Genomic DNA, 13,335 nt, shown 5'->3' with positions numbered 1-13,335 from the left:
ATCATGAACGCCTCCGAATTTTATAAACATTTAAAGCGAAAATTCCCTTTTGAACCTACATTAAAACAAAATATTGTCCTGGATCAGCTGTCAAATTTTGTTTTTGACACCAATACTGACCAATTATATCTTTTAAAAGGATTTGCTGGTACGGGAAAAACGAGTATTATCGGCACCTTGGTTTCCAATTTATGGCATATTAAAAAAAGTGCAGTTTTAATGGCCCCAACCGGAAGAGCTGCAAAAGTGATTTCCAATTATTCAGGAAAGGAAGCATTTACCATTCACAAAAAGATATATTTTCCAAAGAAAGATAAAGGAGGAGGCGTTAAATTTGTAATGCAACCAAATAAACATCGAAATACGATATTTATAGTTGATGAAGCTTCTATGATTCCTGATGCACCATCAGATTCAAATTCCTTTGAAAGCGGATCCCTATTAGATGATTTGATGCAATACGTTTATTCTGGCCATAACTGTAAATTATTGCTTATTGGCGACAAAGCGCAGCTGCCACCTGTAAAATCTGATTTAAGTCCGGCATTAGATGCTGTGCTACTCAATCTCAATTACAACAAAAACGTCATTTCTATGGAATTGGACGAGGTTGTAAGGCAAGAGCAGGATTCCGGAATTTTGATGAATGCCACAAACCTGCGTGAAGTATTGGAAGGCGAATTTTATGAATCTTTCAAATTTGATCTAAAAGGTTATTCAGATATTGTAAGATTAATTGATGGGTACGAAATTATGGATGCCATAAATGATGGTTATTCAGATCAAGGCCATGAAGAGACCGCCATTATTGTAAGAAGTAATAAACGTGCGAATTTGTATAATAAGCAAATCAGGGAACGCATTTTAAATAACGAAAATGAACTTACCGTCGGCGATTTTTTAATGGTGGTAAAAAATAATTATTTTTGGGTCAAACCTACTTCTGAAGCTGGATTTATTGCTAATGGCGATATCATTCAGGTTTTGGAGATTTTCAGCATGCAGGATTTATATGGATTCAGATTTGCAGAAGTGAAAGTCCAAATGGTAGATTATCCAAAAATGGCGCCTTTTGAAACGGTCCTACTTTTGGATACCATCGAATCAGAATCGCCATCATTGCCGTACGAAGAATCAAATAGATTGTATCAAGAGGTTCAAAAGGATTATGAAGATGAAACTTCCAATTATAAAAAGTTTTTAAAAATTAAGAATAATAAACATTTCAACGCATTACAGGTCAAATTTTCTTATGCCATAACCTGTCATAAATCTCAAGGTGGCCAATGGCATACGGTTTTTGTGGAACAACCTTATCTACCTAACGGCATTGATAAAGATTATTTGAGATGGCTCTACACCGCGATAACCAGAGCAAAAGAGAAATTATATTTAATTGGATTCCCTGAGGAATTTTTTGTTTCTTAGGATAGTTTTAGATCCACTATTCAAATATCTGGGATTTTTAAAAGTTAATTTCATGATGAAATTGATAACTTTATGCATTATTAACTAAACAAAAGATCCTTTTGGGATTTAGGTGATCATGACAGAAACCATCATTAGTATTTGTCTCGGTATCGGTTTGGCCGCATCAGTTGGGTTTAGGGTCTTTCTACCATTGTTCGCGCTCAGTTTGGCATCGTATTTTGATGTTTGGGAGCTCAATTCATCATGGTTATGGATTGGTAGCCTGACTGCAGTGATAACATTAGGCGTCGCCACGCTCATTGAAATATTGGCATATTATATTCCCTTCGTGGATAATTTGCTTGATACTATTGCCATCCCATTAGCAACCATTGCAGGTACAGCGGTTATGGTTTCTACTGTAGCCGATTTAAATCCTCTCATTACTTGGGCATTGGCAATTATAGCCGGCGGAGGAACAGCCGCCGCCATAAAAAGTGCCGCAGGAGCTTCACGAGTGACCTCAACGGTTTCCACTGCAGGTTTTGGTAATCCGCTGGTGTCAACCATTGAAACAGGTGCATCATTAGTTATTGCCATCTTTTCCATATTTCTACCTATAATTGCTTTTGTCTTGGTTATTTTTGTTTTGTTTGCCATATACAAACTTTATAAAAAGATTAAATATTCCAAACTATAAACTATTTAAAAAGGATTATTTTTGGAAGGAAATCCTTGACCAAACTATGAAGATAATTTCAATGATTCCGGCGCGTTACAGTGCCACACGTTTCCCAGGCAAATTGATGAAGGATTTAGCAGGGAAAACCGTTATTCTCCGAACTTATGAAGCAACTGTTGATACCAACCTTTTTGATGATGTGTTTGTGGTAACGGATAGCAAAATTATTTATGACGAAATCGTAAACAATGGTGGCAAAGCCATCATGAGCATAAAAGAGCATCAGTCAGGAAGCGATCGTATTGCAGAAGCTGTTGAGGCTCTGGATGTCGATATCGTAGTGAATGTGCAAGGCGATGAGCCTTTTACCGAACGAGAAAGTTTAGAAAAGGTCTTAAATGCTTTTAAAGACGACCATCAAAAAGAAATTGATTTGGCATCATTAATGGTTGAAATTCACGATTGGGAAGAAATCAATAATCCGAATACCGTAAAGGTAATTGTAGATCAAAATAATTTTGCACTTTATTTCTCCAGAAGTCCAATTCCATATCCAAGAGATAAAGAAGCAGGTGCGCGCTATTTCAAACACAAAGGTATTTATGCCTTTAGAAAGCAGGCACTTCTGGATTTTTATAAGTTACCCATGCAATTTATTGAAGCTACAGAGAAGATAGAGTGCATTCGTTATTTAGAATACGGAAAACGCATTAAGATGGTAGAAACCCATGTAGAAGGTGTCGAAATAGATACACCAGAAGATTTGGAACGCGCAATACGTTTATGGAAATAGATTATACCAACATAAAGGTGATTGGTTTTGATGCTGATGACACGCTTTGGGTCAATGAAACTTATTTCAGGGATGCGGAGCTTGAGTTCTCAAAATTGATGGCAGCTTATGAAACTGCTAATAAGGTGGATCAAGAGCTGTTTAAAAGACAAATAGAGAACTTGCCTTTTTACGGATACGGAATTAAAGGCTTTATTTTGTCAATGGTTGAAATAGCCTTGGAATTATCCAATAATTCCGTCAGTAATGAAACTATTGGCGCCATACTGAACATCGGAAAGGATATGCTCAATAAACCTGTTGAGCTTTTGGATGGTGTAAATGAGGTTTTACATACTTTATCCCAGGATTACCGATTGATAGTTGTGACCAAAGGTGATCTTTTGGATCAGGAACGCAAGTTAAAGAAATCTGGGTTGTTGGATTATTTCCATCATATTGAAGTAGTCAGTGATAAACAGGAAGCCAATTACTCCAAATTGTTGAACCATTTGGAAATCAAGCCTTCTGAGTTTTTAATGATCGGGAATTCTTTAAAATCCGATATTTTACCTTTAATAAACATTAAAGCAAGAGCAATTCATGTACCATTTCATACTACTTGGATACACGAACAGGTCGTTCCCAACAAGCCGGACAACAAGAAATTCGAAACCATAAATAGTTTAGTAGATTTACTTCCAATGTTGAACAAAAATAGAAATGATAAACATAAAAGATGATTTATAAAAATTTTCCCATGGTGTCAAGAGTGGTTTTTGGACGAGGCAGTTTCAACCAATTAAGTGAGATTATAGCACCAAAACGATTAAATGTCAACGCACCTTTTATTTATTTGGTAGATGACGTTTTTAAAGGTAATACGTGGTTGATCTCAAGAATTTCTTTGGCCTATGACGACCAATTAATTTTTATTTCGGTGGATGAAGAACCAAAAACATCTCAAGTTGATGAATTGGTTGAACAAATTATTTTATCTCATATAGACCGACCATCAGGTGTCATTGGAATAGGGGGAGGGACCATTTTAGACTTGGCTAAAGCCGTGTCCATCATGTTGACCAATCCTGGCGAATCTAAAAATTACCAAGGATGGGATTTGGTAAAAACACCGGCCATCTATCACGTTGGTGTACCCACCATCTCAGGTACAGGAGCAGAAGTGTCCAGAACTACAGTGCTGACAGGACCTGAAAGAAAACTGGGCATCAATTCAGACTATACTCCGTTTGATCAAGTTATTTTAGACCCAGAATTAACAAAAGGCGTTCCTAAAGATCAGTGGTTTTATACAGGAATGGACTGCTACATCCATTGTGTGGAATCATTGAACGGAACTTTTTTAAATGCCTTTAGCAAGAGTTATGGAGAGAAAGCTTATGATTTGTGTGTAGAGATTTTTGTTGATGGTAACTATACGCAAGAAGAAATGCAAGATAAACTGATGATGGCTTCCTGGCATGGTGGAATGAGTATAGCTTATTCACAGGTTGGCGTTGCACATGCATTGAGTTATGGACTTGGATATCTTTTAGGAACGAAGCACGGTGTAGGCAACTGTATTGTTTTTGATCACTTAGAGGAGTTTTATCCTGAAGGCGTGGCCTTATTTAAAAAGATGAAAGACATTCATGGCATCAAGATTCCTCAGGGTATTTGTTCACAACTTGAAGATTATCAATTTGACATTATGATTGATGTGGCTTTAGGGTTGGAGCCTTTATGGGAAAACGCCCTGGGCAAAAACTGGAAACAAACGGCTACTAGAGAAAAACTGAGAAGTATATACGCGAAAATGTAAGATGGGGTGGTTATCAAAATTTATATATAAAAAAGTTTTAGGTTGGCAGTTGGCAGGTAATGTCACTATGTCAAAAGACACCATTAAAAAGGCGGTTATCATTGGGGCACCACACACCAGTTGGCACGATTTTTACATTGCCCTTTTAATGCGACAGGTTATTGGAATAAAATCGAATTTTGTAGCAAAAAAGGAACTATTTAAATGGCCCTTTAAATATTATTTCAAAGCTATTGGTGGCGCGCCGTTGGACAGGCGTCCAGGACAAAACAAAGTAGAGGCCATTGCAAAATTATTTGAAACTCGGGAAGAGTTCAGGTTGGCATTGTCACCTGAAGGTACCAGAATGAAAGTTGTGGAGTGGAAAACGGGTTTTTATTATATTGCTAAAAAAGCGAATGTGCCCATTATTATGTTCACTTTTGATTTTGAACATAAGCAAAACAAGATTTCAGAACCTTTTTTTCCGACTGAAGATTTAGAAGCCGATTTTAAGTATATGCGTAGTTTTTTTGAAGGTGTCAAAGGCAAAGTTCCGGCTTTATCCTAATAGTTGATCTACTTTGGTACCAAAGCGTCAAACAATACTATTTGGCATGCAATTTGAATAAAGGTCAATGCATCTGACTAGTGAAACATACAGTAAACATTTTTTGTCCCTAAAAAGAAACATTAGTTAATTTTGCGTCCCAAAAGCTATCTTTTTCAAAAGGTAGCTTTTTATTTTATCAATATAAAACCATCTTTATAAAATTTACGTAAAGATTATTGACGTAAAAGCTATTAATTTTTAAGTGTTAACTTTCTTTTGATTGTGAAATCATTGCTATGAGAAAGTGCAAGACCAACAAGAAATTTGCCTTTTGTTTTTTTAGTTTATTGGATTCATCCGCTGATTAAGAGAACAATTTAAAGATAATGATAAAGGGAATGCGGATGGCATTGTTAAGACTTTCTAAAATGGTAAATAGTATGGTTTGGGCCTTGATATCAGATATTAAAAGAACATGACATCAAAATGTAATTTTTAGAGTCGCTTCCGATTACTTTTTTTTCATAAGGTTTTAAGGGGATGGGATTTTCAGGAATTATCATATTCCAAATTTTTACTTCAGCCCCATCTTGCTTCATCTTAGATTTGCTTTGCTCGCCTTCGATCGGGTTTCATTGCTTCAAGTGTTATTTTCATGTCAATAATGAGTCTTATGTGATTCTTATCCATTAAACGAATTTGCTCTCTAAACCATATCATCTTCGATCATCGTACCTAATTTCCTGACTTAAGACCTTCTTTAGAATTGACTTCTATTTTTATAGTTTAATTCTAATTTGTTGTTTTGAAAGCTATCTTTTTTTTAATCATTATAGGTCTTGCCGGGTCTTTAAGCTTTGCCCAAAATAATGGAAAACTTGATTTTTTCATAGCGTTGGCAAAAGCTAATTCGCCCAATTTAATCGAAAATGGAAATCTTTTAAAAATCGGCGATTTGCAAAGCCGTCTTATAACTGCTCAAAACAACTCTTTCCAAGTCAATGGAACTTCAGATATTTTAGTTGCTCCATATTTTAATAATTATGGAAAGTTTGTAGATATAACCACAACACCATCGGCCAAAGCCTATGGTTACGATGTGGGTATCACCAATGGTGGCTTATATTCTGCACAAATCAATGTGACCAAAAATCTGTTTAATCAAGCCATAACAGATAATTTATTGTTTCAAAATAAGATTCAAAATCAAACGATCTCGCTTTCTTCCGAGGAGATTTCACAGAATGTTGTCAAGAATATTACGGATGCCTATATCATGGCCTATCAATTACAGTTACAAGAGGCGTTCACAAAGGAAATTCTTAAAGACCTCGAAATTCGTTTACAAGTTGTTGAGTTATTAGTGAAGCGTGCTGTCTTGATGGAAAGTGATCATTTAGTGTTGCAATTGGATATTGATGGCAAGAAATTGGAATTGCAACAAATACAAAGCAATCTCGAGGTTGCAATTATTCAGTTATACATCTTATGTGGTGCTCCAATTCAAACTATAGACCAGTTGGAACCACCTCATATTGATGATAACCAAAATCCTAATGAGTTTTTCTATGAGAAAAAATTTCAAAATGATAGTTTGCAAATCGTTGCCAATCAGCTTGTTTTTGAAAATCAATACAAACCACAAGTCTCGGCCTATGCGAATTCAGGTTTAAATGCCGTAGAGATTCCAAATATCTATCGAAAGTTTGGAACAAGTGCAGGACTGCGTTTAACGATTCCGATTTATGATGGAAAGCAGCGGAAGTATAATGCGCAACAAAGCCTTCTGAAAGAAGAAAGTTTAGAGTTTTATAGAGCGCATTCAAAAATACAGATAAACAACAAACTAAAAAGTATCTCACAACAAATTCAGGCCTTGGAAACGTCAATGCAATTGCTTGAAAAACAATTGAAGAAACAAGCAGGTATTTTAGAAATCTATAAAGGCAAATTGGTTCAGGGTCAGGTATCTATTGTCGATTACTTAAATGTCATTCAGAATTACAAACAAAATGTGTATTCCAAACTTCAAATGCAAACCAATTATTGGTTACTACAAAGCCAATATAATTTTATAAACTGGTAATTTATTATGAAAAAACATTACTTCAAATATATAGCCACCTTATTAATGATTGTCAATTTTTCCGCATGTAAGAAAAAAGCAGAAACGGCTTCAGGAAAAAAAGCGCCAATTAACGTTGTCGTTGTTGCCGTTCAGCAAAATGATATTAAGGAATACCTGACGTTCAACGGCGTTACGCAATATCAGAAAAAGGAAAATATCCGCTCTAATGTTACGGGGTATATTTCTTGGATGAACCATAAAATAGGGGACAACATTCGGAGCGGACAAACCTTTGCATCGGTTAGAACAAAAGAACAGGATGCGCTTAAAGAAGCGGTGAAAATAGACAGCTCATTATCAAAATTTGTCAGCCCAATTACCATCCGAAGCAATGCCTCAGGTGTTATTACAGCACTAAATATTAATGCAAATGATTATGTAGCTGAGGGCGATGTTTTGGCCACTGTAGTACAGCCGAAATCCTTGGTAGTTCAATTAAATGTACCTTATGAATATGAAGATGCTATTCAAATAGGTTCTTTGTGCAAGATTATTCTACAAAATGGTGAATCGCTTACTGCAAAAGTTACAGGAACCTTACCTACAATAGACCCAGTAGCACAATCACAAGTGTTTTTAATTGCTTTGCCAGATGCAAACCTACCAGAAAACTTGAATGTTCAGGTGAAAACGATTTACAAGGAAGATTCAAAAGCAATGACCATCCCCAAAACAGCCTTGCAGACTAATGAGTTATTGACTGAATATTGGGTCATGAAAATAGTGAACGATTCACTTGCAGTAAAACAAAAAGTAGTGACTTTACTTAAGGATGATTCTTTGGTTCAAGTAAAGTCTGACGGGCTTAACATAGCTGATCTGGTCATTACTGAGGGAAGTTATCAAATGCAGGATTCGACAATTGTAAGCACTAAGAAGCAATGAAGAATCTGCATTCCAACTATAAATTCCCACTACTCGCCATTGGTATTCTTATACTCATTGGTGGATTTTTCACCTATCAGAATCTAAAAACAGGCTTATTTCCAGATATTACATTTCCAAAAATAAAGGTGATTGCCGATGCAGGGCAGCAACCTGTGGATAAAATGATGACTACGGTAACCATTCCGTTGGAAAATATCATTCGTAAAACGGAAGGCTTGCAATACATACGCAGTACAACGTCTCGAGGGAGTTGTGAGATTTCAGTTTTTTTAGATTGGAATATGGACATCAACACTGCCAAGGCACAAATTGAGTCCTATATCAATCAGTCGCGAGGAAGTATTTTGCCAAATACGGTATTTTTAGTAGAAAAAATGAATCCCTCCATCTTGCCAGTTATGGGCTATTCTTTAGAAGGTGAAGGGATGTCACAAGTAGATTTAAAGAAAATCGCGAAATATCAGGTCAAACCATTTTTAGCGGCAACACAAGGTGTTTCGGATATTGTTGTGATAGGTGGCAAGGACAAAGAATTGCAAGTGGTTCTAAAACCAGAAATTATTAGATCTCTCGGAATTTCTATTTCAACGATTCAAAGTGCTATTGTCAATTCTAATGTATTGCAATCCAATGGCTATATCACAGACTACAATAGAATGTATCTCACGCTTACCGATAACGCAGTGGATGATATTGATGATTTGCAAAATCTAGTATTAATCAATAGTCCTAACCGATTGATTCGCCTAAAAGATGTGGCTAACATTGAAGTTAACGAAGTCAAGGAATATGTGAAAATTCTTGCCAATGGTAAAAATGTTCCAATCATTGCCATTGTAAAACAACCAAATGCAAACCTTATTGAAGTCAATAATACCATTGAACAAAAAGTTGCCGAGCTCTCAAAAATGCTGCCTAGGGGCGTCGTTTTAAAACCCTATTACAAACAAGCCGATTTTGTAAATACAAGTATTGCAAGTATCAAGGACGTGCTGTGGATTGGGTTGGTTTTGGCACTTTTGGTGGTTATGTTTTTCCTGCGGTCTTTTTCAGCAAGCATGGTCGTCTTGTTTACCATTCCAGTCTCCTTATCCCTAACGCTTATTGTTCTTGATGCCGTAGGTTACACTTTTAATATTATGACCTTGGGTGCAGTTGCTGCTGCCATTGGCTTAATGATCGATGATGTGGTGATTATCATAGAACAAATTCATAAAATCAGGGAGGAACATCCAGAGCAATCCATAGGTTGGGTTGCCCACGAAGCCATTGCCCTTCTTTTTCCTGCCATGATTGGCTCATCTTTGAGTACGCTGGTTATTTTTATTCCTTTTGTCCTCATGACAGGTGTTGCTGGAGCCTATTTTAAGGTCATGGCATTTAGTATGATTATTGCTTTATCTGCATCCTTTTTGGTCACATGGTTAATTGTACCAGTGCTATCAATTCTGTTTTCTCGAAATACATCGGTTACAAAGAAGCATGAGCCAAAAACGAAATGGATTCATGGTGTTTTGAGCAAACCGATTATTGGAATCTCCTTTTTGCTCGTTTGTGTCGTGATTCTTATAGTTATTCCTTCCAAATTACCTTCTGGATTTTTACCGGAAATGGATGAAGGCAGCATCGTTTTGGATTATAACAGTCCGTCAGGTACCACATTGGAGGAAACCGATCGGATGTTGCAAATTGTCAATGGTGTTTTGGATACACAGCCTGAGGTTGAAGCCTATTCAGCGCGACTGGGAACACAAATGGGGTTTTTTATAACCGAACCCAACCGTGGTGACTATTTAATAAAACTTAAAGATAAGCGTCACAAGACGACAACGGAGGTTTCAGACGACATAAGAAAGCGTATTGAAGATCAATTGCCACAATTAACCATTGATTTTGGTCAGGTGATAGGGGATATGCTGGGTGATTTGATGAGTTCTGTGCAACCCATAGAAATCAAGGTGTTTGGAACTGACATCAACAAATTGGAAGAGTTATCCAAAAAAATCGCCCAAGAAGTAGAAACGGTGCCAGGTACTGCCGATGTTAACGATGGAATTATTGTTGCTGGCCCAAGTTTATCCATAATGCCCAATGTTCCCATACTTGCCCAATTAGGATTGACCGTAGCCGATTTTCAATTACAGCTGCAAACTCAAATTGAAGGCACTGTGGTAAGTTCAATGATTGAAAAAGAGCAAATAATAGACATACGTCTTATTTATCCAAATGCAATTAATACTTCTGTTGCTAATATTAGAAATACAGCCATTTTACTGCCAAATGGTTCCAGTGTGCCAATCAATAATGTTGCAACCATTGAAATGGGCAGAGGCGTCGCCGAAATCAATAGAGAAAATCAAAAATCTATGGGTGTGATTACAGCGCGATTGAACAATCGTGATTTGGGCTCTACCCTAAAAGATATTCAAAGTCATTTGGGAAAAAACCTGTCGCTTCCTGTGGGGTATACTATTGAATATGGAGGGGCGTATCAAGAGCAACAGAAGGCTTTTAAAGAATTGATGATGATTTTAATTTCGGCAATTTTGCTTGTATTTATTGTCATATTGTTTTTGTTCAGAAAGATAAAAATCGCGTTGGCCATCATCGTGATTGCTGTGTTAGGGGGTGCAGGCTCTTTATTGGGTCTTTTTTTAACAGGAACACCCTTGAATGTTGGAAGTTATACGGGCATTATTATGATTGTTGGGATTATTGGTGAGAACTCAATCTTCACTTATAGACAATATCAAGAAAGTGATGCATCCTTATCACATATTGAAAAAATTGAATACGCGATTGCTGCACGATTGAGGCCTAAATTAATGACCGCTTTTGCCGCGATTATGGCATTAACTCCGTTAGCATTGGGCATTGGTGCAGGCGCACAATTACATCAACCTTTAGCGATTGCGGTAATTGGCGGATTGGTATTTGCTTTGCCATTATTGCTTATAGTCTTGCCTACAATTTTAAAAATTATAAAAGAATAATGACCTGTGAATAAGTGGAGAAATGTCTTATCGTTATGATGTCGCTTAGAAAACTCTGGATTCAATGACGGATCAGCTATCATGATATAAGTCTACTTTAGATTAAATTTAGAATCCCCATTTAATTTTATTGCTTAAATTTAAAAGATGAAATATTTAATAGCTGAAGACGAAATTGATTTGCAGCAATCCATCGCCCAATATTTAACTCGAGATGGAAATATTTGTGAGGTTGCTTCTGATTATCACGAAGCTTCTGATAAAATTTATATTTACGACTACGATATTATTATTTTAGACATTAACCTTATTTCAGGTAGTGGTCTCGATATTTTAAAAATTCTAAAGAAAGAAAAGAAGAGTGCTGGTGTAATTATTATTTCGGCAAATAATTCATTAAATGATAAGTTAGAAGGCCTGGATTTAGGGGCAGACGATTATATGACAAAGCCATTTCATCTTGCAGAACTTAATTCTCGGATAACTGCTGTGCTTCGTCGCGGAAAATTTGGTGGAAAAGATCTTATCGAATTCCATGAAATAAGCATTGACACCAAATCAAGAACGGCTTATGTTAATGGTAAATCAATATTGCTTACTAAAAAAGAATATGATTTATTGGTGTTTTTTATTTCAAACAAAGGCCGTGTGCTCTCAAAGGAAATCATAGCAGAACATCTGTGGGGTGATCATAGCGATTTGCTGGATAATTTTGATTTTATTTACGTTCATATCAATAATTTACGAAAGAAGTTAACTGCGGAAGGTGCCAAGTATATAAAAACGGCCTATGGCAGCGGATATAAATTTATTGAAGATTAAATAAAAGTGAGAAAAAAGACCAAACTCATAAGCAAAACCTCCAAGAACTTTCTCTTAACTGGGCTCATTCTCACGATTTTTAGTTCCATAGTGCTTTATTTTTACACTAAAAATTTGCTTCAAGAGGAGATAGAAGAAGAGTTGTATTCTACAGAAGCACGTGTTAGTGATGCACTGGAAAATCACAAAATAGTCTATTCACTGCCTCCTGTTAGTGAGATTAAAAAGGTGAAAAAGTTGAGGCCCGAAATCCTGAAAGACACCCTTATTTATGACCCTTCTCAAGACGAAATGGAACTCTTTCGTGAACTCTCAACTTATAAAAAAATACATGATGACTACTATCATATTACTATAAGAACCTTAGTTGTTGAGTCAGGCTCTATTTTATTGGCCATCGTAATTTCAAATATCAGTCTTTTTGTATTGGCATTTATTTTTCTTTTCTACTTCAATACGGCTCGAAATCTTAAAATATGGCAACCATTTTTCGATAATTTGGAAGCGATGAAAAAGTTTTCATTAACCTCAAAAGAGGCTTTGTTATTAACAGACAGTGATGTGTTGGAGTTCTCTGATTTAAAAGATCAAATTGAATTTTTAACAAGTAAAGTGAAGGTTGATTATGAGAACTTAAAACAATTCACAGAAAACATTTCTCATGAAATTCAAACACCACTCGCGATTATTCAAGCCAAAATTGACAATATCATCAATGAGCATGCGATAAACGATTTACAGTTTGAGCAAATTACTTCCATTCAAAAAGACCTCCAACGATTAAAACAACTTAATAAGAAAATTACGACGCTTACCAAAATTGACAACAACCAATATGTCAGAATGGAAACTATTTCTTTAACCGAGCTTATTGATGAAAAAATAGAAGATTATAAGGAATTGGATCTTCATAACATCGCACATATTTCAAACGATGAACTCTTTATAAAGATGGATCCATTTCTTGCAGATATTCTTATTAATAATTTAGTCTCCAATGCCATCAAGCATAGTTCTAAAAACAGTAGTATTTCCATTCTCACAGAAAAACAGTTCTTAAAAGTTTCAAATTCGGGTGAGTCATCACTAATCCATCCAGAGAAACTACATCTCAGGTTTTATCGCGAAGATACCAACAATAGGTCTACTGGCTTGGGATTGGCAATCGTAAGAAAAATATGTGACCTCTATGGATTTAAAATGTCCTATCATTTTGAAGGTCATCGGCATATTTTTAATATTGATTTTAAAAACAGCAATTAAAATATTAGTTATAGATTAATATT

11 protein-coding genes are annotated in these 13,335 nt (G+C 36.0%); all 11 read left to right on the top strand.

What is annotated here, in order from left to right:
• Positions 1-3 precede the first annotated feature (3 nt).
• The gene (locus ESZ48_RS05595; RefSeq protein ID WP_129016532.1) at positions 4-1,428 is read left to right on the top strand and encodes an ATP-dependent DNA helicase; all 1,425 of its coding nucleotides are present in this window, start codon (positions 4-6) and stop codon (positions 1,426-1,428) included.
• 115 nt (positions 1,429-1,543) lie between these two features.
• The gene (locus ESZ48_RS05590) at positions 1,544-2,110 is read left to right on the top strand and encodes a DUF4126 domain-containing protein (RefSeq protein WP_129016531.1); all 567 of its coding nucleotides are present in this window, start codon (positions 1,544-1,546) and stop codon (positions 2,108-2,110) included.
• A gap of 46 nt (positions 2,111-2,156) precedes the next feature.
• Positions 2,157-2,885, top strand: coding sequence for a 3-deoxy-manno-octulosonate cytidylyltransferase (gene kdsB, locus ESZ48_RS05585; protein ID WP_129016339.1), 729 nt, complete (start codon positions 2,157-2,159; stop codon positions 2,883-2,885).
• Positions 2,876-3,607, top strand: coding sequence for an HAD family hydrolase (locus ESZ48_RS05580; RefSeq protein ID WP_129016338.1), 732 nt, complete (start codon positions 2,876-2,878; stop codon positions 3,605-3,607). Before kdsB ends, ESZ48_RS05580 begins: the two co-directional genes overlap by 10 nt.
• Positions 3,604-4,686, top strand: a complete 1,083-nt coding sequence (locus ESZ48_RS05575) for an iron-containing alcohol dehydrogenase family protein (RefSeq protein WP_223266365.1) — start codon at positions 3,604-3,606, stop codon at positions 4,684-4,686. The genes ESZ48_RS05580 and ESZ48_RS05575 overlap by 4 nt, the downstream gene beginning before the upstream one ends.
• 1 nt (position 4,687) lies before the next feature.
• The gene (locus ESZ48_RS05570) at positions 4,688-5,236 is read left to right on the top strand and encodes a 1-acyl-sn-glycerol-3-phosphate acyltransferase (protein ID WP_129016337.1); all 549 of its coding nucleotides are present in this window, start codon (positions 4,688-4,690) and stop codon (positions 5,234-5,236) included.
• A 787-nt stretch (positions 5,237-6,023) separates the two neighbouring features.
• Positions 6,024-7,304 carry a TolC family protein gene (locus ESZ48_RS05565; protein ID WP_129016336.1) on the top strand — a complete coding sequence of 427 codons (1,281 nt, stop codon included), beginning with the start codon at positions 6,024-6,026 and terminating at the stop codon, positions 7,302-7,304.
• A gap of 6 nt (positions 7,305-7,310) precedes the next feature.
• Entirely contained in the window at positions 7,311-8,231 is a 921-nt protein-coding gene (locus tag ESZ48_RS05560) for an efflux RND transporter periplasmic adaptor subunit (RefSeq protein WP_129016335.1), read from the top strand.
• A complete protein-coding gene (locus ESZ48_RS05555) occupies positions 8,228-11,227 on the top strand; it encodes an efflux RND transporter permease subunit (RefSeq protein ID WP_129016334.1) in 3,000 nt (999 codons plus the stop codon). The genes ESZ48_RS05560 and ESZ48_RS05555 overlap by 4 nt, the downstream gene beginning before the upstream one ends.
• A gap of 147 nt (positions 11,228-11,374) precedes the next feature.
• Positions 11,375-12,049, top strand: a complete 675-nt coding sequence (locus tag ESZ48_RS05550) for a response regulator transcription factor (RefSeq protein ID WP_129016333.1) — start codon at positions 11,375-11,377, stop codon at positions 12,047-12,049.
• A gap of 6 nt (positions 12,050-12,055) precedes the next feature.
• Positions 12,056-13,312, top strand: a complete 1,257-nt coding sequence (locus tag ESZ48_RS05545) for a sensor histidine kinase (RefSeq protein ID WP_129016332.1) — start codon at positions 12,056-12,058, stop codon at positions 13,310-13,312.
• The last annotated feature ends 23 nt before the right edge of the window (positions 13,313-13,335 follow it).

Origin of the sequence: Gelidibacter gilvus, from assembly GCF_004115975.1 — a bacterium.
GTDB classification, from domain to species: Bacteria; Bacteroidota; Bacteroidia; order Flavobacteriales; family Flavobacteriaceae; genus Gelidibacter; species Gelidibacter gilvus.
This window is presented reverse-complemented; position numbering and strand designations above follow the sequence as displayed.